The sequence below is a fragment of the Agrobacterium sp. NPDC090283 genome, assembly GCF_044769685.1.
Taxonomy (GTDB): Bacteria; Pseudomonadota; Alphaproteobacteria; order Rhizobiales; family Rhizobiaceae; genus Agrobacterium.
The window spans coordinates 1-25065 of sequence record NZ_JBIVYG010000029.1 but is presented as its reverse complement, the minus strand read 5'-3'; the positions used below and the strand labels follow the sequence as shown (position 1 = coordinate 25065).

The 25065-nt window shown below is 59.6% G+C and carries 18 protein-coding genes; 10 read left to right on the top strand and 8 right to left on the bottom strand.

Annotation, left to right across the window (positions count from 1 at the left end; genetic code table 11):
* Window position 1 precedes the first annotated feature (1 nt).
* From ACIQUH_RS26410 to ACIQUH_RS26390, 5 genes are all read right to left on the bottom strand, one after another.
* Complete coding sequence (locus tag ACIQUH_RS26410) at window positions 2–1225, bottom strand: MFS transporter (protein WP_400820841.1); 1224 nt, start codon at window positions 1223–1225, stop codon at window positions 2–4.
* Window positions 1225–3654 carry a TonB-dependent siderophore receptor gene (locus ACIQUH_RS26405; RefSeq protein ID WP_400820839.1) on the bottom strand — a complete coding sequence of 810 codons (2430 nt, stop codon included), beginning with the start codon at window positions 3652–3654 and terminating at the stop codon, window positions 1225–1227. The genes ACIQUH_RS26410 and ACIQUH_RS26405 overlap by 1 nt, the downstream gene beginning before the upstream one ends.
* A gap of 110 nt (window positions 3655–3764) precedes the next feature.
* Window positions 3765–4733, bottom strand: coding sequence for a FecR family protein (locus ACIQUH_RS26400; protein ID WP_400820837.1), 969 nt, complete (start codon window positions 4731–4733; stop codon window positions 3765–3767).
* Between the two features lie 83 nt (window positions 4734–4816).
* On the bottom strand, window positions 4817–5323 hold the full coding sequence (locus tag ACIQUH_RS26395) for an RNA polymerase sigma factor (RefSeq protein ID WP_269343182.1): 507 nt from the start codon (window positions 5321–5323) through the stop codon (window positions 4817–4819).
* A 197-nt stretch (window positions 5324–5520) separates the two neighbouring features.
* Window positions 5521–6669, bottom strand: a complete 1149-nt coding sequence (locus ACIQUH_RS26390; protein WP_400820834.1) for an ROK family protein — start codon at window positions 6667–6669, stop codon at window positions 5521–5523.
* Window positions 6670–6814: 145 nt separating this feature from the next.
* Here ACIQUH_RS26390 and ACIQUH_RS26385 point away from each other — a divergent pair, with 145 nt between their 5' ends.
* The 6 genes from ACIQUH_RS26385 (at window position 6815) to ACIQUH_RS26360 (ending at window position 12611) form a co-directional block, all read left to right on the top strand.
* Window positions 6815–8044: an extracellular solute-binding protein gene (locus ACIQUH_RS26385; protein WP_400820832.1), complete on the top strand. Its 1230-nt coding sequence runs from the start codon at window positions 6815–6817 to the stop codon at window positions 8042–8044.
* An 84-nt stretch (window positions 8045–8128) separates the two neighbouring features.
* On the top strand, window positions 8129–9169 hold the full coding sequence (locus tag ACIQUH_RS26380) for an ABC transporter ATP-binding protein (protein WP_400820829.1): 1041 nt from the start codon (window positions 8129–8131) through the stop codon (window positions 9167–9169).
* Complete coding sequence (locus tag ACIQUH_RS26375) at window positions 9169–10023, top strand: ABC transporter permease (RefSeq protein WP_400820883.1); 855 nt, start codon at window positions 9169–9171, stop codon at window positions 10021–10023. Before ACIQUH_RS26380 ends, ACIQUH_RS26375 begins: the two co-directional genes overlap by 1 nt.
* Window positions 10020–10886 (top strand): ABC transporter permease, encoded by an 867-nt coding sequence (locus ACIQUH_RS26370; RefSeq protein WP_400820826.1) that lies wholly within the window; start codon window positions 10020–10022, stop codon window positions 10884–10886. Before ACIQUH_RS26375 ends, ACIQUH_RS26370 begins: the two co-directional genes overlap by 4 nt.
* Window positions 10887–10932: 46 nt before the next feature.
* Window positions 10933–11829 (top strand): glycerophosphodiester phosphodiesterase family protein, encoded by an 897-nt coding sequence (locus ACIQUH_RS26365; protein WP_400820823.1) that lies wholly within the window; start codon window positions 10933–10935, stop codon window positions 11827–11829.
* Window positions 11826–12611 carry an inositol monophosphatase family protein gene (locus ACIQUH_RS26360; RefSeq protein ID WP_400820880.1) on the top strand — a complete coding sequence of 262 codons (786 nt, stop codon included), beginning with the start codon at window positions 11826–11828 and terminating at the stop codon, window positions 12609–12611. Before ACIQUH_RS26365 ends, ACIQUH_RS26360 begins: the two co-directional genes overlap by 4 nt.
* Before the next feature lie 76 nt (window positions 12612–12687).
* On the opposite strand, the gene ACIQUH_RS26355 is transcribed toward ACIQUH_RS26360, so the two are convergent.
* From ACIQUH_RS26355 to ACIQUH_RS26345, 3 genes are all read right to left on the bottom strand, one after another.
* Window positions 12688–13263 carry a flavin reductase family protein gene (locus tag ACIQUH_RS26355; protein ID WP_400820820.1) on the bottom strand — a complete coding sequence of 192 codons (576 nt, stop codon included), beginning with the start codon at window positions 13261–13263 and terminating at the stop codon, window positions 12688–12690.
* 11 nt (window positions 13264–13274) lie between these two features.
* A complete protein-coding gene (gene fdxA / locus ACIQUH_RS26350) occupies window positions 13275–13610 on the bottom strand; it encodes a ferredoxin FdxA (protein WP_400820817.1) in 336 nt (111 codons plus the stop codon).
* A gap of 105 nt (window positions 13611–13715) precedes the next feature.
* A complete protein-coding gene (locus ACIQUH_RS26345; protein ID WP_400820814.1) occupies window positions 13716–14315 on the bottom strand; it encodes a superoxide dismutase in 600 nt (199 codons plus the stop codon).
* A gap of 655 nt (window positions 14316–14970) precedes the next feature.
* Between ACIQUH_RS26345 and ACIQUH_RS26340 the strand changes: the two genes are divergently transcribed.
* The 4 genes from ACIQUH_RS26340 to ACIQUH_RS26325 are packed head-to-tail and all read left to right on the top strand — an operon-like array spanning window position 14971 to window position 24941.
* Complete coding sequence (locus ACIQUH_RS26340; RefSeq protein WP_400820812.1) at window positions 14971–16881, top strand: ShlB/FhaC/HecB family hemolysin secretion/activation protein; 1911 nt, start codon at window positions 14971–14973, stop codon at window positions 16879–16881.
* Window positions 16882–16899: 18 nt separating this feature from the next.
* Entirely contained in the window at window positions 16900–17352 is a 453-nt protein-coding gene (locus ACIQUH_RS26335; protein WP_400820809.1) for a hypothetical protein, read from the top strand.
* Between the two features lie 36 nt (window positions 17353–17388).
* Window positions 17389–24531: a hemagglutinin repeat-containing protein gene (locus ACIQUH_RS26330; RefSeq protein ID WP_400820807.1), complete on the top strand. Its 7143-nt coding sequence runs from the start codon at window positions 17389–17391 to the stop codon at window positions 24529–24531.
* On the top strand, window positions 24528–24941 hold the full coding sequence (locus ACIQUH_RS26325) for a hypothetical protein (protein ID WP_400820805.1): 414 nt from the start codon (window positions 24528–24530) through the stop codon (window positions 24939–24941). Before ACIQUH_RS26330 ends, ACIQUH_RS26325 begins: the two co-directional genes overlap by 4 nt.
* Window positions 24942–25065 lie beyond the last annotated feature (124 nt).

Below are 25065 nucleotides of genomic sequence, written 5' to 3'. Positions count from 1 at the left end.
TTCAGGAGTTCTGCCGTCGCATCAGCAGGAAGATGACCGGTGCGGCAAGCACCGAAACGATGGCGGCGATGATGAAGGAGGCCTGATAGCCGAATTTTTCGGCAATCGCGCCGGCGCCCAGCCCGCCGATCATGCCGACAACGCCGTCCATGCACTGGAACAGGGTGAAATCGACGCCTGCCTGCCGCGGGTCGGACCAGCCCATGAAGCAGGCGTAAAGCGCGACGAAGCCGATGGACATGATGCCCGACGAGCTTGCCACCGCAACCGCCATGACGACCCATTGCGAAATATCGCGGTGAACGCTGAAATAGGCGAAAAGGCACAACAGCGCCGTCTGTACGAAGATGGCGATGAGCAGGATTCGTGATGCGCCGTAGAGGCGCACCAGCGTGCCGCCGAGCAGCGCGCCGGCGAAACCGACGATCATGCTGCCCACGCCATTCAGCGCGCCGATGGTGGCGAGATCGAAGCCATAGTCGACCAGAAACGGGCCGAGCATGGCGAGACCCCATTTCTGCGCGGCGACATAAACCGCCGCGACCAGAAGACCGGTGCGGACTTCCCGTCGCTTGAGCGCGTTCTTGATCGATGGCAGGTGATCCCGTGTTTGCGTGACCGTTCTTGCCGCCGGGCCGAACAGGAAGGGGAGCGCGAGCAGGATGACCAGTCCGGCCATGACCAGCGTGGCGCTCATCCAGCCGGCGCGTTCCACCAGCACCAGAAACAGGCCGGCGCCGATGGCGGAGCCGAGATAGGAGCCGCCCACCTGTGCGGCATTGCCCCAGCCATGATGCTCTTCCGCCAGCGTTTCGACCGCGTAGCCGTCACAGGCGATGTCGACGGTCGCCGTCACCAGCGCGATCACCGACAAGATGGCGATTGCGACGGAAACCGGCGACGGGCCGGTGAAGGCAAGAACAGCGAGGCCGCAGGCGCAGGCGGCGATGCCCGTGCCGACGATCACCCGCGACCGGTTCCTGCCGACGGGCGGCAGCCGGTAACGCTCCACATGCGGCGACCAGAGGAATTTCAGCGCCCAGGGCAGAACGACGAGATAAAGCAGGCCGATCTGGTCCAGCGGCAGTCCGGCGGTTCTGAGCACCGCCGGCAGGCCGAGAAAGGTCAGCCCGCCAATCACGCTCTGGCCGACATAAAGCCCGCCGACCGCCACGAAGACGGCGGCCGGCGAGGGCTTGGTTGTGGCAGGGTTCTGCTGCAGCATCAGAAGCGATACCGGATGCTGCCGACGACCTTGCGGCCTTCGTCATAATAGCAGAAGCCCGTGGTGCAGACCTGTTTCACCTCATCGAGAAGGTTGGTGGCATTGATCTGCAGTTTCACGCCTTCCAGCGAGGGCAGGGCCTTGCCGAGATCGTAGCGCAACGATGCATCCACGAAGGTGCGGGCCTCATTGTCGAGAATGGGTGTGTGCTGGTTGTCGCCGAAGCTCGATCCGACATAACGCAGGCCCGCGCCGATGCCGAGGCCTTCCAGCGCGCCTTCCTGGAACTCGTAATCGGCCCACAGCGAGAAGGTGTGATAGGGCGAGGAATTGAGCTGCTTGCCCACCGTTTCCGACGTCAGCCTGGTGATTTCAACGTCGTTATAGGAATAGGAGCCGATGAGGCTCCAGCCATTGTCGAGCGAGGCCGTGGCTTCGAGTTCCACGCCGCGCGAGCGCAGGTCGAGCTGGCGCAGCAGGTTGATGCCGGAGGAGGTCTCGTAGACCGTCGCATTGTCCTGATCGAGATTGAAGAAGGCGGCGCTCAGCAGGGCGTTATATTGCGGCAGGGCATATTTGACGCCGAGTTCATATTGCTTGCCGACCGTCGGCTGCGCCTGGCCCGTCACCGTTCCCGTGGTGATGATGACGCCCGGATTGGCAACGAAGGAGGTGCCGTAGCTGACATAGGGCATCACGCCGCTGTCAAAGACATAACCGAGGCTGGCGCGGCCGGTCGTCTTGGTTTCATCGCCGTCATAGGTGGGAGCCGTTGCCGCGCCGACCGTCTGGGCCTGATATTCGGTGTCCAGCCAGTCGTGGCGGATGCCGGCTGTCAGACGCCAGCGGTCGATCTCGATCTGGTCCTGCGCATAGATGCCGAGCGTGTTCATCCGCTGAGTCAGGATCAGCGATACGTCGGGCACATAGGTGAAAGTGTCGGTGAAGGCACTGGCGCCGCTGCCCTGTTTCGATGTGTAGGACATATGGCTGAAGTCGATACCGGTCAGCAGCGTATGTTTCGCCGGGCCGGTGTCGAATTCGGTCTTGAGGTAATTATCTGCGGAAACGCCTTCATTATCCTCGATGGTGATGCCGGGATAATTGGCGAAGACCCATTGCTGGTCGGCCGAAAGGGCCGAATAACGCGCCTTGCTGTAGAAGGTGACGTTGTCGTTGATTTCGTGCTCGAACTCATAGCCGATACGCCATTGTTTCTGCTCGAAATCATTAAACCGGGAATCGCCGCCATAGACCGATGTCGCACCGATGGAGGTGCCGCTGGCTCCATATTTGTTGATGTATCCCCAGGTGCCGCCGGTGGTGCTGTCCATATATTCGCCGAGCAGCGTCAGCTTGGTGCCGGCATCCGGCTGGAAGGTGAAGGCCGGCGCGATGAACAGCCTGTCGTCCTTGATGGCGCTGATTTCGTTGCGCCCGTCGCGGGCCACCCCGGTCAGGCGGTAAAGCATGGTCTTCTCGTCATCGACGGCGCCGGAAAGATCGAAAGCGCCCTGCACGCGGCCGAAGGAACCATATTGCAGTTCCACCTCGCGTAGCGTCTCTTCGGTCGGGCGTTTCGAGATGATATCGACGATGCCGCCGGAGCTGCTGGCACCATAGATGGAGGCGGCGGGACCGCGCAGGATGGAAACCGCTTCCACGCCATAGGGCTCAAGCCGGGCGCTGCCGTTCTGGCTGCTCACCTGCCGCAGCCCGTCGCGGAAAATGCCTGTCGTGCTGAGATCGGTGCCGCGCACCTTGAAGGCGTCGAAGCGTGGCTCCGCGCCATATTGGCCGATGCGCGCACCGGGCGTGTAGTTCAGTGCTTCAGAGAGGTTCTGCGGTTTCAGGTCATCGAGCTGCTTGCGGCTGACGGTGGTGATGGACTGGGCGGTTTCGGCAATCGGCGTATCGGTCTTGGTAGCGGTGCGTCCGGATTTGCCGACATAGCCATTGCTCTCGATGATGCCCCTGGCGCCTTCAAGGCCGGTGCCCTGCACGGTGACCGGCGCAAGCAGGGTGCTGCCGGCGGCAGCCGCTCCGCTGCTGTCACCTGTCTGGCTGGCCGGATCGAAAATGCGGACGGTGTTGCCGCCGGCCAAGGCATAGTTCAGCCCCGATCCGGCCAGAAGCCCGCTGACGGCCGCCGATACGCTGAGCGTGCCCTTGACGCCGGCCGTGCTGCGGCCCCTGGTGATCGCGGACGGGTAGACCATGCGCAGATTGGCCTGGCGGCCGAAGGTGAGGAGGGCGTTTTCCAGCGGGCCGGCGGGAATGGAGACGGTGACGGTGGCGGGCGCACCGCTTGCGGCAGGCGGTGTCTGCGCTCTGGCGGTCGTGGCGCCCGGACCTGCCGCGACGATGCCCCCGATGATCGCCGTCGTCGTCAGCCAGAACCAGCCGCGTGCCTGCTTGCCCAAATTCATGTCATTCCCTCTCACTCGTGATCTCATGCCGCCCGCAGAAACGGGTCCTGATTGCCTAGAGTGAAAAGGCGGGCCGACTCCTGACGTCGGATTCGCGAAAAAAAGCTATTTTATCGCGAGCGGACGAAAACCAGCATTCCGGAAAGCCGCGATACCGAAACGGGAAGGCTCTCTTCGAGAATGGTGAGCGCCTGATCCGTGTCCTTCAGGTCGAAGATGCCGGAGACGTGCTGCCTTGCCGCCGCCTCATCGAGGATGACGATGCGGCCCCGGCGATATTGCGAGAGAATATCGAGAACCTCGCGCAGCGGCTGGCCGGAAAAGACGAGCTTGCCCTCGCGCCAGGCCATGCTGTTGGCGACATCCTTGCGGGCGCGCACCAGCCTGCCATCGCCGCCAAGGGTCACGGCCTCTCCGGGCGTGAGCACGGCGATCTCGGCGCCTGTCGTCACCTCGACGCGGCCTTCCTCCACCTGCACCTCCTGCGGCAGCGCGCCATTGCCGGTGCGCACCGAATAATGGGTACCGAGCGCCTTTGCCGTCAGCGCTCCATCTTCGACGATGAAGGGCCGCTCCGGGTTTTTCGCGACATCGAAATAAGCCTCGCCGCGAAGAAGGGTGATGCGCCGTTCCTTTTGCGAATAATGAACCGCAATTGCCGTGTCGGTGTTCAGGCTGATGCGGCTGCCGTCTTCCAGCGAAAGCATGCGTGTTTCGCCGATTTCGGTGTAATAATCCGCCTGCCAGCGGTCCTGCAATCCGCTTTTCTCTGCAAACAGCGCCGCAAGCCCGATGAGGCAGAGACCGGCAACACCCGCCAGCATTGCCCGGCGAGGTCCGCGCCTTTTTCGCTGTTCGGCCGGCGCAAGCTCGATATCGCCAAGCTCGCCCCAGAGGCTCCGCATCTCCTCATAGGCGCCAGCATGGGCGGCATCGGCCCGCAGCCAGACATGAAAAGCCTCGCGCTCCGCTTCCGTCGCATCTCTCGATTGCATGCGCGCCACCCACAGCGCGGCCTCTTCGGCCAGACCGTCATCGGTCAAACCGTTATCCTTCAGGCCGTCCGGGCGCTTGTTCATGTCCTGATCTGCCGTTGTTGCGTGCTGATGTGTATTCCTTTTCCCTTATAGAGTGAAAAAGGATGCGAACACCTGATGCCGGTTTACATTTTTATTTGCGCGCGGACCTGACGGCAGTGCAGCAGCGCCTTGATGATGTGTTTTTCCACCATGTTGCGGGAAATGCCGAGACGGACGGCGATTTCGCCATTGGAATGGCCATGCAGACGGCTGAGCACGAAGACCTGCTGGCAACGTTTGGGCAGGGCCTCGATGGCCCGCGCCATCAGGATGAGATGCTGTCGGCCGGCGACGATCCGTTCCTGTCCGGGGTCCTCGCAGGCGACGGCAAAACCCGCCTCGTAAGGGGCGAACAACGGCCGCTCGCGCGACTGGCGGATGACCGTCAGGCGGGCGACGGACCGGGCGATCTGGAAGAGATAGGCCTGCGGATTGTCGATCAGCGTCGCATGCGAGACTTCCAGCGCCCGCAACAGGGTTTCCTGCATGGCGTCGGCGGCGTCTTCGCGGTTCTGCAGCTGCCGGCGGAAAAACCGCATCAGGCGGTTTTCTTCCTTGGCGTCAAGAACCTCAAACAGGGCTTTGCTCATCAATCGACCCGGTGGCGTATTGGTCTGGCGCATGAGGCGGGCGGAGAAGCCGCTTCATGTCAGAATAAACATGATAGTTGTAATCATATTTATCGCTTCCGGATGCAAGCTGCCAACCAGTAAAAAACGGGGGGCGAAATCAGGCTCACGTTTCCGTGATGATTGTTGCGGGATTACATCAGGCCGCTTGGGCTGACCTAGAGGAAATAGCGCACCCTGAGCGGCAGCAGCGCAGCGCCGATGGCGGAGGGATCGCCGACCGTCTCGCTGAGAACCAGCTTCGCTTCCTTTGGCCCGACACCATAACGATGTTCACGCTCTGAGGGCATGTGCGTGCGTTCGATCATCATCTGGCCAAGCGCGCGCGGCAATTGCCCGCCGAAGACGATGGCCTGTGGATCGAGCACCGCGATCAGGCTCGCCACCAGCCTGTCCACCTGCGGCATGGTCTCGGTCAGCCATTCCTCGACGCCCGGCCATGCGGGGTCGAACTGCTGATAGAGCGGTTCGATGGAATGGATGTCGACGCCGTTTCTCTGCAGGGTGGCGATCAGATATTGCAGGGCAGGGCGTTTCGGCGATTCATCCGGGTTGTATATGCCGCTGAATTCGCCGGCATTGCCATGAAAGCCGTGAAACGGCTGCCCGCCGAGGATCAGCCCGCCGCCGAAACCATAGTTGAAGGACAGATAGGCGAAGGTCTGGCACCAGGAGCCGACACCGCGAAGGCTCTCACCAATTGCACCCGTGGTGGCGTTGTTCTCCAGCCAGACCGGCAGGTGGAACCGTTTCTCAAGGATCGGCTTCAGGTCCATCAGCGACCAGTCACGCAGCGGCTCCGGCGCATTGAAGGCCCGGTCTTCCGACACAAAGAAGCCGGACATGGAAAAACCGAGGCCAAGCAGGCGTTCGCGCGGAATGCCGTGTTCCGAGAGCAGCCGTTCGAGGGCCAGCGACAAGGCCGCGAGCGTCTCCTCCCGGTTTTCCGGAAGCATGTCAAGTTTTTCCTCGACAATCACCTCACAGCGGAAATCGGCGATGCAGATGACGACGGAGTCGGTGTTGATGGAAATGCCGAGCGAATAGGCTGCCTCCGGCACCAGCTCGATGGTGGGGCTCGGCTGGCCGCGCGTGCCCTTGAGCGGCGCGCCGGTCTGCAGAAGCCCGCGCTCCAGCAGGCCTTCGATCAGCCGGTGCACGGATTGCTGCGTGAGGTTGGTGTGGCCGGTGATCGATGCACGGGCAATGGGGCCGTGACGGCGCACGATATCCAGAATGAGACGCTCGTTTTCGCTGGCAAGCGGCTGGCGGTCGAAGGTCCGGTGCGGCGTCTGATCTGTTGTCATGGCCTTGGATAACGGCTGCGCGGGGCGGCGGCAACACGGGGCATTGGTTTGCGACAGCATTTTTCACTGGACTGTCACAAATATTACACTTAGAGTGTATTAATAAGGGGCCGGTCAACAACGGGTCCTCAGGAGGAACCATTCAATGCGCATGAAATTTTTTGCGATCGCCGCGCTTGCGCTGGCGACGATGGCAGCGCCGTGCCTTTCGGCTGACAGCAATATGAAAAACCTCGACTTCGATCTGTCGAAGGTCACGCGCGACAATTTCTACGACATCGTCGTTCCCGCTGCCAAAGCCGAGGGCACGGTGACGATGTATAATTTCGCCGGCAGCTTCGCCGATACGTGGAAGGAGCTGATCAGCCGTTTCGAAGCCAAATATGGCATCAAGGTCGCCTATAGCGACGTGAAGGGCGACCAGGCGAACCAGCAGCTGATCGCTGTACAGGCGGCGGGGCAGGATTCGCCGGTCGATGCCTATTTCGCCGGTGGCGGCAGCTATCCGCTTCTCTCCGCCAAGGGCGTTGTCGGCAATATTGCACTGACGAAAATCCTGCCCAACATGGCCAATTACAATCCGGAACTGGCCGAGACCGTTTTCGGCAAGGCGCATGGCGGCAGCTTCCCGCTGGTGCATCTCAACCAGACGGCTATCGGTTATGACTCTGCCTTCGTGAAGGCCGAGGATGTGCCGAAGAGCTTCGAGGACCTTCTCGTCTGGGCGGAAAAGAACCCCAAGCGGCTTGGCGTTACCCTGCCGGCCAAGGGCGGCTCGGGCGGCGGTTTCATCTATTCGGTGGCGCTCAATTATCTCACCGGCGACTGCCGTGCAAAGCTCACCGACTATAACCAGACGCTGCAGCAGGCCGAAGACTGGGCGATGAAGTCCGAGTGCCTCACGCCCGTCTGGGATTATTACCGCCGTCTTCTGGCCGTGGCTGAACTGACCAACGGCAATGCCGATACGCTCAATCTCATCAATAACCAGCAGCTTCACATGGGCACCGTCTGGGAAGATCAGGTCATGAGTTTCCTCGGCACCAAGCAATTGCCCGACAGTTTCCGCGTCACGCTTCTCGAAAAAGGTCAGGTCGGCTCTGGCGACGCCATGTTCGTGCCGGCTAACGCCAAGAACGTCGCCTCCGCACTGCTGCTGATCGATATGGCGATGAGCAAGGAGTTCCAGCTCTGGAAGCTGGAAAACAAGGCCTCCCGTTCCCCCCGCGCCGATGTCACCAATGATCTGATGCCGAAGGCCGTGCAGGAGCATGTGCTGCCGCAGAGTGTCTATCCGCGCCTGTCGCTGCCGGCTTTCTGGGACATGTCGACAGCGCTTGCCGAAGCGCTCGATGAAAAAGTCCTCAACCAGTAACGCCATCAGGATGACCGGATCGTGCGGCCGCAAGTGGCTGCACGGTCCGGAAGCCTTGGTCAAAAAATATGAGGGAGGCTCGTCATGAGTGAACTCGAGATCAGCAATATCAGCAAGGATTATGGCGCCAGCCGGGCGCTTCATCCCGTGTCGATCACCGTGGAGCGGGGCGAATTCGTCACCATTCTCGGGCCCTCCGGTTGCGGCAAGTCGACGCTTTTGCGCATCCTCACCGGCATCAGCCAGCCATCGGGCGGTGAAATCCGGCTCGGAGGCAAGCGCATTGATCAAGCGCCGCCGGAAGCGCGTGATATCGCCATGGTTTTTCAGTCCTATGCGCTTTTCCCGCATATGTCGGTCGCCAAAAATCTCGGCTTCGGCCTGAAGATGAAGAAGGTTGCGAAGGACGAGCGGGCCCGCCGCATCGCCCATGCGCTGGAAATTTGCAATCTCACCGGTCTGGTGGATCGCATGCCCCGGCAATTATCCGGCGGCCAGCAGCAGCGCGTGGCGCTGGCGCGCGCCATCGTCATGCAGCCGAGCCTGCTGCTGTTCGACGAGCCGCTCTCCAACCTCGATGCCAAACTCCGCGACACGCTGCGCCATGAGCTGACCGAGCTTCACCGCCGCATCGGCGCCACAAGCCTTTATGTGACGCATGATCAGGCCGAGGCCATGGCGATGTCGGACCGGATCGTCGTCATGAATGCCGGGCGGGTGGTCGAGATCGGCACGCCGCTTGAGCTTTACCGCGCGCCGAAGCATGCTTTTACCGCCGGCTTTCTCGGCCAGACCAATCTTCTGCCCGTCTCCGCCGAGGGTGAGCAGGCGCAATTGCCCTGGGGCCAGCCGGTGATGCTGGATCGGGCGGCGGCCGGCAATGTGCAGATTTCCGTTCGCCCGGAAAACATCCAGATTTGCGCCGATCAGGCCGGTGCTGGCACGGTTTCCGCCGTTTCCTTCATGGGCGCCAATGCGCTCTATACGGTTGAGATCGGCGGCCGCCAGATAAGGGTCAGCCAGTCCGGCGCGGAAACCCTGATCGACGCCGGGCAAAGGGTGGCCCTGCAGTTTCCCGGTTCGGTCCATCTTCTCGACGACAGGATGGCGGGGGAGGCGACATGATGGCCGGGATCCTTCGCGACAGGCGCGCCCAGCTTTTCCTGCTGCTTTTGCCGGGGGTAGGTTATCTTCTGGTCTTCTTCGGCGGGCCGCTGCTGTCGGCACTGATCGGCAGCTTCCGGCAGGAGGATGGCAGCTTCACGCTGATGTTCTACCAGCGGATTTTCACGCGCCCCTCAATGCTCCGCGGTCTGACGACCTCCATCTATTACGGCGTCATGCCGGTCATCGTCTCGCTTGCGGCCTCGGTGCCCCTTGCGCTTCTGATCCGCAAGAGCTTTCTCGGGCGAAAACTGTTCAGCGGCCTTTACAAGCTGCCGATGGCGGTGCCCGGCATCATCGTCGGCCTGATGGTGATCGTCGTTTTCGAAAGGGGCGGTTTTCTCGACCGGCTGGTCGCGCCGCTGGGGCTCGAACTACCCAAACTGGTGCGCGACGACTGGGGCATTGGCGTCATTCTCGCCAGTGTCTGGAAGCAGATACCCTTCATGACGCTGATCATCACCAGCGCCTTTGCAGCCATTCCCGAGGATATCCGCCATGCCTCGCGCACGCTTGGCGCGTCGCGGCTGAAGACCTTCTTCTTCGTGGAAGTGCCGCTCGCCATGCCGGGCATCACCGCCGCCATTCTTCTCACCTTCATCGGTTCCATGGGCTCTTACGCCATTCCCGATATCGTCGGCCCGCCGACGGCCCGGCCGCTTTCGGTGCTGATGATCCAGGAATTCAACCAGGGCCGTTTTAATCAGGTCTATGCCATGGGCATGGTTCTGAGCCTCTTCGCCGTCACCGTGCTCATTCTTTATTATTCCCTGACATCCCGCATCGGCCCCGGCCAAAACCGAGGAGACGCATGATGAGTGTTATCACCATTGAACCTGCCATCACTCCCCGCCGCCGCGCATTCACGCCGGAGGACCGGATTTTCGTTTCCATCGGGCTTTATGGCGCGCTAACGCTTGCCATCGCCGTGCCGCTGGCGTTGATGTTCCTCTGGAGCATTGCCGACGGGTGGTCGCCGCCGCTTGTCGTGCCGGAGCATTACACCACGGCGCGCTGGGCGGGCATTCTGGGCGATGCAAGCCTCATCCGCGCCGCGATCAACAGCATCGTCATCGCCATCGTCGTCACCTTCCTGACGGCGGCCATCGCGCTGCCCACCGCCTGGGCCATGGCGCGTTTTCCCTTCCGGCTGAAACGGCTGGTGGAAATCTTTATTCTGGCGCCGATCATCATTCCGGGGCTGGTCGTCGCCGTCGGCATCGGGCAGGTGTTTCTGCTTTTTGGCCTTGCTTATTCGGTAACCGGGGTCATCCTCGTGCAGATCGTCGGCACCCTGCCGCTGATGATCCGGCTGATGACGGCGGCGCTGGAGACCATTCCAGACGATCTCATCCATGCCGCCCGGTCGCTGGGTGCGGGCACGGTCGGCATCGTCCTCCACATCATCTTGCCGCTTGCGGTGCCCGGTCTTCTGGCGGGCGGGCTGATGTCCTTCATCGGCAGCTTCGAGGAATTCGACAAGTCCTTCATCGTCGGCGCGCCTGTCGTGGAGACCCTGCCGATCAAGCTTTACATGTATCTCGATCCCTATTCGATGCAGCTGCCGCTCGCCTCCATCGTCTCCTTCATCCTGCTTCTTCCCGCACTCGTCGTCTTCATCATCGCCGGCCGCATCCTGCGCGACGACCTGATGGCGGCGGGCATGGGGAAAATCTGATCCGGGCGCTCAAACCCGGTAATTGCAACGTCCGAAAGTGAAAACCATGCACCAGACCCTTGCCACCTCCCCAAAGACCTCCAATCCCTGCGAAGTGCTCGCACTCTGCTCGCGCGACAATCCGGCCATCCTGACCGTCGCCCATCGCGGTTTCTGGACGGCCACCGCCGAAAACTCGCTCGCCTCCGTCCGCGCTGCGGTTGCGGCCGGTGTCGAGATGATCGAGATCGACACGCAGGCGACGGCCGATGGCCGGCTGGTCGTCATTCACGACGAAACGCTTGACCGCACTACGACGGGCAAGGGAACCGTGAGCGCGCTGCCCTTTGAAGTGGTTCGCGGAGCGAAGCTGAAGGCCGGTGCTGGTGGTGACGGCGCTGGTGTGACCGATGAATGTGTGCCGACGCTGGAAGAATTGCTGGAAGAGGCGCGCGGCAGGATCACCGTCAATATCGACACCAAATTCACCCGCGATCTGCCGCAGGTCATGGAAACCGTGCTGCGGCTCGGCGTCGAGGATCAGGTGCTGGTGAAAACCGATATCGATCCTGAAGCTGCCCGTTTCGAGGTGCTGGAGACCGACTGGTTCGGCAAGATCCCGCATATGCCGATGTTCCCGGTGAGAAAGGGCAGATTCGCCGAGGATCTGCGCCGCATCGAGACGCTGAAGGCGCCCATGATCGAGGTGAAATTTGCCGATATTGCCGATTTGGCCGAAGGCCGGGCCGAGATGGAGCGTCAGAACATCCGCCTGTGGATCAACTCGCTCGATGTGTCCCATTGCCTCGATTTCAACGATACGCGGGCGCTTTCAAACCCCGAAGCCGTCTGGGGTGCTCTTGCCGAGGCGGGCGTGGGCGCGATCCAGACCGATGAAGTCGAAGCCTTCACCGGCTGGCTGAAGACGGGCGCCGGCAAGACGGGCAGGGCGTGGACACGATGAGCGAGCGTCTCGACCGCGCCGTCGCCATCGTCGAGGAAGCGATGGGCCTTGCCCTTCGCTTTTTCGAGGCGCGCGACGCCATTGCCACCCGAACGAAGGGTTTTCAGGATTTCGTCTCGGAAGCCGACACCACGGTCGAGAGGTTCGTCCGTGACCGTCTGGCGGAAGCCTTTCCCGGTGAGACGGTGCTGGGCGAAGAAATGGGCGGCGTGGCCGATGACGCCTACTGGATCATCGATCCCATCGACGGCACCGCCAATTTTCTGCGGGGTTCGCCGCTCTGGGGGATTTCACTCGGTTTCGTGCGGAACGGGCGTCCGGAGCTCGGCGTCGTCGCCATGCCGGTGTTCGGCGATATCTATGCGGCGGCTGACGGGACCGGGCTGATGCTGAACGGCAAACCGCTTGCCCGCCATGTGCCCTTCGAGGCTGTGCAGGCCATGTCGCTCGGCGACAGCGCCGCCGCCGATGCGGAAGAAGTGGCGGCTCTGAACGTCGGGCTCAGACATGCGGGCTGGGTGGTGGAATCCATCCGCTCGACATCGATCGGCCTTGCCTTCGCGGCACGCGGCATCTTCGACGGCCATCTGCAGAAGCTGACGACGATGTGGGATATCGCCGGCGGGGTTGTTCTGGCAAGGGAGGCCGGTCTGGACGTTCGCATCGGAACTCGCCCCGGCAGCGGCATTCCGTGGGTTGCTGTGGCAACGCCGGCGCTGATGGCGGTGACGGAAGGGCTCTGGCCGGAGGTCATGGAAAAGGTGCCGGCGGAACCCGCGTGAACTTCTCCACTGTTGCCGGGTGTTGTCGAGGCACCCGGCGATCCTTGCCTATTTCTCGGGATGGCTGGGCACGGCCTCACGAAATAACGGAGTTGCTTTCCTCCGCGCCGGTATAGGCGCGTTCGCGCCAGAGCAGGGCCCTACGCCGCGGATCGGACGTCGCTTCGACGATGGCGCCGACGAAGAGGATGTGGTCGGCGGCATCGATGGATCCGACGAGTTCGCAATCCAAGGATAACAGCGCATCGGCAAGCCTTGGGCTTCCCGAAGGCCAGACATCCCAGCCGCCGACGGAAAACCGGTCCGGCAGGTTTCCTTTTCCGGCAAACACGTCGGCAATCTCCTCCTGCCCTCTGGCCAGTGCGGAAACCGAGAAGCGCCGGCTTGCGGCGATGAGATCGACCATGCGGCTGCTGGCGTCGATGGAGACGATCAGAAGCGGCGGTTCCGCGCTGAGCGGCATGAAGGAGGTGATCGTGCGCCCGATCCGCTCACCCGCATGGGCGGCGGCGGCCACCGCGACGGTGAAGGTGAGGCCGGCCATCGCATCCTTGAATTCACGCGGTGAGATCGTCGGGGAGGTGGAGGTCTTCAGCGGAATATGCGCGTGATTGACGACACCGCCATCGATCAGCCTGAGATTATGAGACATGCAGTGCCGGGCTAACCGCCCGCTCCCGGGTTCTTCGAAAAAATGGAAAACTTGGCCGCGGCGCCATTCATGATGTCGGCATTGTCGGGCGGCGTCCTTTTCTGGTGCACGCGCGGCCAGATGTCGGAATAATGGCGGTTGAGGTCGAGCCAGACATGCAGCCCCGCCTCGGTATCCGGCCGGATCGCCGCGGCGGGACATTCGCGCTCGCAGATGCCGCAATCGATACATTGCTCGGGATGGATGACGAGCATGTTCTCGCCCTCGTAGAAACATTCGACCGGGCAGACCTCCACACAGTCCATGTATTTGCAGGCGATGCAGTTTTCGGTGACGACATAGGGCATGGGAATGCTCGAATGGAGTTGCAGCCGGACGGCGGCTGTCCGGCTGCGCCTGACCCGGCGGGCCGCTCAAGGGCAGCGGGACCGGCCGGATCGGTGGGGCTCAGATCAGAGACGGGCGGCCACTGCCTGCCAGTTCACCAGATTGTCGAGGAAGTTCTCGACATAGGCCGGACGCTTGTTGCGGAAATCGATGTAATAGCTGTGTTCCCACACATCGCAGCCGAGAAGCGCCTTCTGGCCGAAGCACAGCGGGTTGACGCCGTTTTCCGTGCGGGTGGTCTTCAGCGTGCCATCGGCATCCACCACCAGCCACGCCCAGCCCGAACCGAATTGCGAGGCGCCGGCAAGCGCGAAATTCTGCTTGAACAGCGCCACCGAACCGAAAGACTGCGTCAGCGCATCTTCCAGCACCTTCGGGATCGCATGATTTTCCGGCCCCATGATTTCCCAGAAGAGATTGTGGTTCCAGTGCTGGGAGGCATTGTTGAAGATGCCGGACTGCGCCACCGCGCCCTTCTCATAGGTGCCCCGCACGATGTCCTCGAGGCTGCTTTTCTCCCATTCGGTGCCTGATATCGCCTTGTTGAGATTATCGACATAGGCCTTGTGATGGAGATCATGATGAAACTTCAGCGTCTCCTCGGACATGCCCGAGGGGGCGAGGGCATCATGGGCATAGGGGAGGTCGGGAAGCTGGAAAGCCATGGGGTATTCCTTTGTCACTGTTTGCTCAAGAGCATGGAAAAAGCCTTGCGAAAACAAGGTGACAATATGTCTAGGACCTCAATCACGGTTGAGGTCAAGCGGTTTTTTCGCGCTGTGTCATGCGGAAGGCAATCCCGTGGAATTGCGGGAGCCCGCCCGAACCTGAAGACGTTTGCGCTCCGCAAGGCTCGGACCGGGGTGAGTGAGGCTGAAACAGCCCCTTTGTTAGTCCGCAACCGCAATGGTTGACCACTGGACGAACTGCCAATTCGGCGATCGAGATCGAGCCGTCTCATTGCCCGAATATGTCGCCGGCTACGAAGCAATTTTAGTTTTCCTTAACTTTGGTACCTGTGAGGGGCTTGCAGGGTGACACGTATTGCAATAACTTCTGGTTGTTATTTGAATCAAAGGATCCGCAGCGGGGAAATTCGGCGGATTGTCGTAAAAAATCACGGATGAAAAGTGACATTCTTGCCATAACATTGGTAGGATTGATTATTACGTGAATTTTCAACGTGCGCGGTTCTTTGAGAAAATGACTTGCGACTATCGTTTCGCAAAGAAAGTTACTACTTTAACGCTTCTTGGATCAGATGAACTGATCTATGCACCCGGTAGGGGGTCGACAGCAAGGACAGCTGCAGAGTGAAGCATGGGCGGCATTGCCGCGACAAACTTCATTTCAAATGCAGGCCTCCCAAATATGCTACTTGCTGCTTTCATTCCGGGTTTCCGATGGCTACTCCCTCCTGATTTTTGTCTCGCAATTGCGCCGGCCGCTCGAATCTTCGCAAAATCCCCGGTTGCCGTGCGGGCAGAGCGGAACGCCTCCGGTAAGTCGACAAACGGTTTCAAGCGGACCTTTGCCATTTCGCTTTTCGCAGGCCTGCTCGCGTCAGAGCCGGCAACGGCACAGTCGCCCGCCGATGATTTTTCCCGCTGGCAGGATCAGCAACAGCAGTTGCAGCGGCTTGAAAACCTGAAACAGGTAACTCCTGATGGCGTCACTGGTCGTGAGAGCCGGGCGTCAGGAGGCGACGCGAAGTCCGCTGGTCCCTGCTTCCATGTTTCGCGTGTGGAGATCGAGGGAGCGACGAGGCTCGCCGCCAATGCGCTTGGAAAACTCACGCAGCGTTACGACAATCGCTGTATCGGCGTTGCGGACATCACCGCTTTGCTCAAGGCTATCACCGACCTCTATCTGGACAAGGGGCTGGTGACTTCACGCGCCTATGTGCCGCCACAGGATATTGCCGGAACAGGGCTGCTGCGGCTGGTCGTCGTCGAAGGCACGATCTCGGATATCTACCTAAACGGTCAACCGGCCAAGAGAAACGGTTCATTCGCCACGGCCTTTCCCGGCATGAAAGGAGAGGTCGCCAACATCCGCGATGTGGAGCAGGGGCTGGACCAGATCAATCGTCTGTCATCGAACGATGCGAAGACCTCGATGTTGCCCGGCAAGGAGGATGGAACGTCCATCCTGAATGTCGAGAACAAGCCGGCCAAGCGCTGGTACGCGAGCATTTCCAACAACAATCTGGGTCAGAAGAGCACCGGTTACTCCCAGACCAACGTTGCGTTCGGCCTCGACGGCCTTTTGGGTATCAATGACCAGTTGGGGTTTTCCTATGGGCGCAGCGGCCCGGACTACCCATGGGACGATGATGGTCGCGGCCACAGCAACAGCTATTCGGTCAATACAAGTGTGCCCTATGGCTATTGGACGTTTTCGGCGAATGGTTCCTGGTACGAATATGACAGCGCCATCCCCGGCAATTTCGGGTCGATCGAAACCTCCGGTAATTCCGGTCAGGTTGGATTTGGCATCGACCGTGTCATTCTGCGCGACAAGGACTCCATCACGACCCTCAGAGGCGGTCTCACCTATAAGCAGACCGACAACTTCCTTCTCGGTAACCGGATTGAGGTCGGAAGCCGCCGATACACCATAGGCACTCTGGGCTTGTCGCGTTCACAAAGAATACTGGGTGGCGTCATCGCCCTCGATTTTGCCCTTGATAAGGGTCTCGATCTCTTTGACGCCGTGGAGGCCGGAGAGCCCGGAGCCGGCACGGCCGATCCCCGGTTTTTGAAATTCAACACGACCGTCAGCGCGACGCGGCCGTTCGAAGCGGCTGGCCAGCGGTTCGAGTTAACGACGCTCCTCAATGCCCAATATTCGCCCGATAACATGTTTGGCGCGGAACAGATCGGGCTTGGTGGCTTCAGCAATGTACGCGGCCTGAGGGAAAGCCTCATATTCGGCAATAACGGGTTTTTCAGCCACAACGAATTGGTATGGCGGACAATGCCATGGGAGGGCACAAGTCTGGCGCCCGTTCTGGGTGAATTACGCCCCTATCTTGGTCTCGATTACGGCCGCGTGTTCTCGCAGGACCGCTTCGACATTCCCGGCGGCTATCTCGCGAGTTGGACCGTTGGTGCGAAACTCGTGGGGGGAAACATCAGCGCCGATTTTGGCTACTCCCAGGCATTTTCCAGCAGCGTGAGTGGCGGACGCGGAAATCTCATTTTCGCCAGCGTAACGGCACGCTGGTAGGCTTCAAAAGAGAATATTATGATCAGATCTTCTTTTCACACCTCCAAATTATCTTTCGTATCCGCACTGGTGGCGACGGCTATCGTCGTTTCCGGTTGCGGTGGCCGGGCGGCAAATCCGGTGTCTTCGACCAACCCGGCCGACAGTGCTTTCGACTGCGCCGGCATAAAGCGCGAATTCGAGGCCAATGAGCGCCAGGTGCTGGCGACGGTGAAAGAACGATCCGACGCGCAGGGTAAAAACGTGGTCCTTGGCGCGACCGGTGTTCTTCTGTTTTGGCCCGCCCTTTTCTTCATGGATCCGAAATCGCCGGAAAAACTGGAAATCGACGCATTGCGTAACCGCAATCAGGTTCTTGGCGAGATTGCCAGAAGCAAAAAATGCCCGGCCCCACAGTCGAAGCTGGCAGATGTCTACAAGAAACTCGACAGCAAGCCATCACCGGCCGACACGAGCAGAAAAGACCGCTAAGCCCAAACTTCCGTCTGCCACGAGAGGCGAACAACAATGACATCCCAGTTCAAGCGTCTTCCACGCAAAGCAACCGACCTCGCGTTGTTCGCCAATGCCGGAGCGCTGGCTCGAAAAATCATTGCAACGGTCGTCAGTTGTACGCTCGTGCTTCAGCCGGTGCTGCTCCATGCACAGGACATAACGCCCGAAGCTGGAGGCTCTTCCGTAAATCGCCCCGGGATAGGGGCTGCCCCGAACGGCGTGCCGCTCATCGATATTGTCGGACCCAACGGTCAGGGCCTGTCGCACAATAAATACAACAATTTCAACGTCGGCACGCCCGGCGTCATCCTCAACAACTTCAACGGTGAGATCGGCACGTCGAAACTGGGTGGCGTGACGCCTGGCAACCCAAATCTGCAAGGCAAAAGCCCAGCTTCGGTCATCCTCAATGAGGTAACCTCGCAGAACCGCAGTTCTCTTCTCGGGCCGACCGAGGTGTTCGGTGGCCGGGCCGACGTCATCATCGCCAATCCGAACGGGATCACCTGCGATGGTTGCGGGTTCATCAACACGCCACGCGCTACGCTGACGACGGGCGTGCCCGACATCGGCACTGATGGACGTCTCAATGGCTTCACGGTCAATGGTGGAGACGTCACATTTGGTCCGAACGGTGCGAATTTTGCGATGGGAGACGGGAGAGTCGATCTGTTCGATATCGTATCCCGCACCATCCAGATTGACGGCACGATTTATGGCGAGGACCTGCGCCTGACAGCCGGGCAGAGCAAGTTCGATTATGCCACCGGCGAAGCGATGCCGCTCGATGCGACCTCCGGAACGCCCGAATATGCAATCGATGGTTCCGCACTCGGGGCCATGCAGGCTGGCCGCATCAAGATGGTCGTCACGGAGAAGGGCGCCGGCGTTCGCATGCGCGGCGACATGGCCGCCAATACCGGAGAGCTTTCGCTATCGGCAGACGGCAAGATTTCGATCGGCAATGTGTCGGGCAACAAAGGTGTCAGCGTCTCCTCGAAGGGAAGCGTTTCGACCGGTCGTCTGACCTCGAAGAAATCGGTTTCGGTCAAGGCGGGGAAAGACGTCAAGATCGCTTCGGTCGGCGCAGAAGAGGATATCCTTGTCAATGGCGGGGCCGGCTTCGTCGATGTCGTCGGCACTCTTGGCGCGGGCGGCGCGATCACTGTTCTGGCAGATGGACGTGTTGCGGTGGCCGACGTCTCCGCTGCAGGAGCTGTTTCTTTATGGTCGGGGGCGGGGTCCATCGGCATCAGCGGCACGGCCCAGTCCGGCGCGGCGATGTCGATTACGGCTGCTTCAGGCGCGATTGCAGGGGGCGCGCTCCTTTCGAAAGGCGACCTGGCATTGCTTTCCGGTCTTGATCTCGGGATTTCAGGGCTTGTGCTTGCTGAAGGGAATCTGCAGGCCTCGGCCGGTGGCGACATCCTTTATGACAGCCTGGAGGCAAACGGAGACGTTTTGCTGTCTTCGACAAATGGTGTCATCAGTTTCGACAAGCGCACGGCCGCGGGGGGCGACATCAGGATCAGGCAGCAAAATGCCGATCTTTCCAATAACAGGAGCGGACTTGCTACATCGGGCACGCTCTACATCGATGCCAACCACATCAACCTTGCCAACAGCACGCTGACATCAGGCGGCATCGATCTCACGTCATCTGGAACGACAGATCTGACGGGCGCGCGGCTCAATGCGGTCACTGCAAGCGGAACAACTCGTTCCGCTCAGGGGCCAGGTGATATCGCGATCAAAGCGGGTAGCCTCACTGCTAATGGCGCTACCAACATTCTGGCTGCCCATAATCTGACGCTCTCCCTTTCGCAATTTGTCAACGCCGGTCAGCTGGCTGCCGGTAATGATCTTACCGTCAATGTTACCGGCAACCTGACCAACGCCGCCACGGGCCTGATCTATGCTGGCAATGATGCGGCACTCTTTGTCGGCGGCGTGCTTGCCAATGATCAGGGGGCGATTGTCGCCGGACGTGATCTCACGATTGCCGGCAGCGCTTCCGGCGCGCGCAATGCTGCCGTTATCAACCGTTCCGGCCTGATTTCGGCAGACCGCGACATATCGATCGTCACCGCAAACCTGGTCAATGAAAGGACCATCGCTCCCACCTACACAAGCCGGCAAACCTCCAGCACGCTTGTTCCGGAATACGATCTCTATTACGCCAGAGAGTGCGGAGATTGCCAGTCGAGCGAAGCAGTCGAATTTGATAATCGGCTCTTCACCATCGGGAGCCCCATTCACCGTGTTTACCGGGATGGCACGGAGGACCAGCTGACGTCTTCGGGAAGTGCTGCAGCGCTGATCAAGGCGGGTAGCACACTTTCCGTCGATACCATCGATCTCACCAATGCGTATAGCGCCATCGAAGCCGGCTCCAGCATGATGCTTGTTGGTTCCGGCACGCTGACCAATCTCGGTCTGCAATTGCAGCGCACCACGTCACTCAACTGCAACCAGCAAGCCGGCTGCCAGTATTATCCTGATGTTATTTACGAATGGCAGGAAACGAAGACGTCCGGCGACACAGGTGGCTGGGAAGGTTCATGGCAGGTCGCTGTGCCTGGCCCCAGCCCCTTTGGGACACGCGATGCGTCGAAGGATATCGGTCCTGGCCGCACGGTAGAAAGCGTCGAGGCGACTGGCGGTGTTCCAACAGCGATCCGTTCAGGCGGAGCGCTCGGCATTACCGGCTTTGCCGCCGTCAATAATACTGCCGTGGCCGGATCGATCGCCGACCATGTCGCTGTGGCAGCGCCTCAGCCTTCGAGCGATCCGACCGCATTGCTGGCCGGCGTAACCCCCAGCGGAGCGCTGTTTACGCTTGGCGGCGTTGCCACGCCGCAGTCCGGCGGCTTTGGTGGCACCGTTCCCGGCCAGACGTTCCTCTATGAAACGCGTGCCGCCTTCCTCGATGTCTCCAAATTCTACGGATCGAGCTATTTCCTTGGCCGCATCGGCTACCAGCCGGACCGGCAGATCCAGTTCCTTGGCGATGCCTATTTCGAGAACCAATATATTGAGCAGCAATTCAGGCTCGCAACGGGCTCCGGTTTTACCGGGCAGGATTCGATCGCTCAGATAAAGCAGCTGCTTGATAACGGCGCTGCCTATCTGGGAGCGAACCAGCGCCCGCTCGGCCAACCGCTGACGGCTGAAGAGATCGCCAGTCTCACCGAATCCGTCGTGGTCTATGAATGGCAGACGGTGAACGGCTTGGATGTTCTTGCACCGGTGCTGCATCTCGCCGCCAATGACCGGGAGAGATTGAATTCCGCTGGCGCGCTGATCGCCGGCAATCAGGTGACGATTGATACTGGTCTGCTTGCAACGTCAGGGATGATTGCATCCGCTGGTGATCTGACGGTCTCCGGCTCTTCGATTGCAGCAATCGGCGGCACGTTGAATGCCGGCGGCAATGCGTCAATCAAAGGTGACGAGGGCATTCTGCTCGCCAATGCCAAGGTGAATGCCGGCGGCAATCTCGGCCTGACGTCGAATGGAGACATCAACATCTCCGTTACCGAAAGGTCGACAACCAGCACCTTGCGCGACAAGCGGAGTTCGACGACGGTTGTGAGAACCACAAGCCAGGGTTCCGAGATCACCGCGGGCGGATCGATCTCCGCCAATGCAGGCGGCAACCTCAACGTCATCGGCAGCACGATTGCCGCCGATGGAACCGTTGGTCTGAAAGCGGCCGGCGATGTGACGATTGCCGAGGCTGTCGACACCACCACGATCGATTACGCCTACAGGAAAAAGGGCGGTCTGTTCGGTGGAAGCAAACAGACGACGAGCCACACGGAAACGCAGACCGTCGTCGGATCATCGGTCAGCGGCGGGAAGGGCGTGGCCATTACTTCGGGTGGTGATACCGTCGTCTCCGCCTCGAAGGTGATGGCTGGCGATGAAACCGGCAAGGCCGATATCAACGTCAGCGCCGGCGGCGATCTGCTGATCGCGTCGGGCAAGAATACGGCAGAGTTCGAGCAGAGTTCTTCAGCCAAGGGCTTCCTCTCCAAAAAAAGCTCGACGCAGTATAACTACGACGAAGCGACAGTCGGCTCCGAGCTTTCCGCCTCCGGCAATATCAAGCTGGATGCCGGCGGCAACGCTGTCATCGCCGGCTCGAACATAACGGCAGGCGATGCGATCAGCGTCGCGGGCGATAACGTCGCCATCATCGGGGCCGAGGAGCAGCATGCGCTGGAAAGCTCGAGCAAGAAGTCCGGCCTGTTCGCCGGCTCCGGCGGCGGCTTCCTCTCCCTCTGGGGCAAGGAACAGAAAGAAAAGAGCCAGTCGTCTACCCTTAACGTCGGCTCCGCGCTGACTGCCGGGACCGACGTCACTCTCACGGCGCGCGAAAACGACGTCAATGTCATCGGCTCTTCCATCATGGCGGGCCGTGACATCGCGCTGGAGGCGGCCCGTGATATCAATATCACGCCAGGCGCTGAAAGTGCTGCGTCGACCGAGAAGGAGCAGCGCTCCGGTTTTGGTCTTTCCTTCAGTTCAGGCAATGGTGGTGCATCTGTTGGCATCGGCTATGGAAAGTCGGTTGATCAAACGAGCCAGTCTTCCGAGACCAATGCCAAATCTGCCCTTTCTGCCGGCCGTGATCTGATAATCTCGGCGGGCCGCGATGCCAATCTTCAAGCGGCTGAGGTGTCCGCTGAGCGCGATGTTGCTATCCTCGCAGAGCGCAACGTCAATCTGCTCTCGGCGCAGGACAAGTCCAACTACGAACACATGCATGAGGAGATGTTTGCCGGCGTCAGCCTGTCGGTGTCCTCCGGGCTTGCGAGTGCTGCGGGTAGTCTCGCTAACGCTGCCGGAAAGCTCGGCGGTCCGAACGGTGCTTATGCTCTCGCACCGGCTGCGCTCGCGGCGTATCGAGTAAAAGACATTCTCAAGCAGATCGACGGCGGTTCTCAGCCGCTGGCCTCTGCAAGCCTGTCTGTCGGGTTTAGCTACCAAAAGAGTAGCGCAACGCTTTCGACATTCACGCCGGTTGTCACAACGATTGAGGCAGGGGATTCGGTCAGCATAGTCGCAAATTCCGGTGATTTGACCGGTCGTGGTGTTCAGATTGCAGCAGGCTCCCCAACCGATCCGGTATCCGGGAACGTGCTTCTCATGGCTGGCGGCTCCATTCTATTGGAAAGTGCCCAGTCTGCTTCATCGTCCTCTAGCCGTAGCCAGTCGGCAAACGCATCAATTGGAGTCAATCTCACCAATGGCGGTCTGAGCGGCGGTTTTGCAGCGGGCAGCGGCAAGCAGGACGCTAACAGCACCACTCACCTCAACACCCACATCATCGGCACGGGTAATGTCACGCTGGCTTCTGGCAACGACACCACGCTTGCGGGAGCTGTTGTGTCCGGGGACCGGGTTACTGCTGCTGTCGGTGGTGATCTCAACATCGTCAGCCGCCAGGACACGATGGTTTACAACGAAAAAACGGCTGGTGGTGGCCTCAATCTGTCACCAGTGGGCAAGGTCGGTGGTGGAGTTCAGAAGACCGATGTTGAAGGTAATTACGCCAACGTTTCCGAACAGAGCGGACTAATCGCGGGCTCCGGCGGATACAATGTCAAGGTCGGCGGCAATGTCGACCTCGCCGGTGGCGTCATAGGTTCGACAGCCGATCCCACCAAAAACACGCTTTCCGCCGATTCGTTAACCTGGTCAGACATAGCTAACCGCTCCGAGGCGTCGAGTTCCAGCCTTGGGGTATCTCTGACACCTGGCGGCATTCCCGTTCCTGTAGTCGGACAGCCAGCCAAGGAGGAGGATCAGGGTGTTGCCCGTGCCACACTCACGCCGGGTCAGCTGACGCTCACCAATCAGACACAGGATCTGGCTGCACTCAACACGGACCTCTCTAAAGCCAACACAACAGCCGACCCATTTGACATTGAGCGCCTGAAGGCGAAACAGGAGAGTGCGGCTGCCCTCTCGGCGCTTGCTAATATTGCGATCGGTGATCTTTCTGCCAAGCTCGGCTTTGCCGAGGGCAGTCCGGCGAAGATTGCCCTTCATGCTGCAGTGGGGGGGCTGGTCGCACAGCTTGCTGGTGGTAATGCCGGATCGGGAGCGTTGGCAGGTGGATTGAGCGAAGTTGTCAATGGCGTCTTACAACAGGTGTTGAGCGCCAATCCTAACCTGACAGATGATCAGAAAAGCGCCATCACGCAGTGGGTAGCGGCAATCGTCGGCGCGGCGGCCGGAGGCGAAACAGGCGCGGCTGCCGGGCTAGACAACGTCAATTATAATTACCTCAATCATTCAGATAATGAAAAATTGAATGAGGCCAAGGCTTCTTGTGCGAGAGGGGATCAATCAGCGTGCGCGGAGAAAGAACGACTTGAGGCAAAAGACGAACAGCAGCAGAGGGAATACGTCGATTGCCGAAGTAGTGGATACAGTGGCTCAGGTTGCTCCGCTGTTCTAGCGGATGCGGTAGCTGCACTCTCCAGTTACGCTGGCATTGTGTCTTATTGGTCCTCATCAAGTGAGCAACAGGCGAATTTCGATCGTCTCGATGCTTCGGGCGGACTGAGTCAAATTCTAAAGATTCTGGCGCCGAACAGCACGAGTGGCCTTAGCAATGAACAAGCGGAACAACTTGCAGGGACGATCAATCTCTTAGTAACCGATCCCCTCATGATCCTTGGATTACCGGAGATAATTCAGAAAGCTAGCGGCGGTGACCCGGCGGCGATGTTGCAAGTGGTCACGCTCGCAACCCGCTTGAAGTTATTCGGATCAGGTGCTGAAAAAATCACCGAGGGCGGAGTTGGTGGCAAGACGGGAACTGTCTGGGATGATATTACCACAACCGCAGGAAACTTGCCGAACACAAACATACCTGCAACCTTCAAGCTAAAAACGGGCGATATGGAATTTTATGTAAACTCAAATGCGACAAAACACATGGCTGAATACCTTCAGAAATCTTCGAATCCGATAAATGATCAGACTCTTTTGCGTAGCTTCTCGGAAGCCGTAAAAGAGATTTCCTCCGCTAGCATCGAATTTGGTAAAGTTTACAATGTAAACGGATGGGAAATAATTTTCAGTAAAAGATCTGGGGATATATTTCCCGTAATCAAACATGCGTTGTATATCCCATGAGTGACATAAGCTTCGCTGCTGAAGGCGTTTCCTTAGAGATGAACTATTTAGAGTGTGACTCAAATGATCAAGGTTCATCGCGTTGGAGCGTTAAGCTGACTCTGTCACATTTTACGGGATGCTTTACGTATGAAGCGACGGATATCTGGTTCGAAGCGTCAATGTGGGACTTGTTTGTTGCTGGTCTCTCTTCGTCACGAGCCCAAAATCTCAAGTTTTTTGATATGAGTCAGTATTTTATTTTTTCCATTGAGCGAACTGCAACCTGCTTTGAGATTGAAATTCAGGCATACGAACCGCTGAACTCAAACGGGTTGATGCGCCTTGGAGCACAGTTGAAAAGTGGCCTCGACGGGACATTTGTTAGCAAACTAGGCGACGCATTTATGGAGTTCCCAAGGTTCTGGTAGATTCTCTCGCGCTCGGGTACTAAGCGATCTGTGAATAGCCCCGAGTTTCGTAGACACCCTCGGGTTAGATTTTCTGCTGCTTCTCGAACTCGACGGGCGACAGCATCCCGTTCCTGACGTGTTT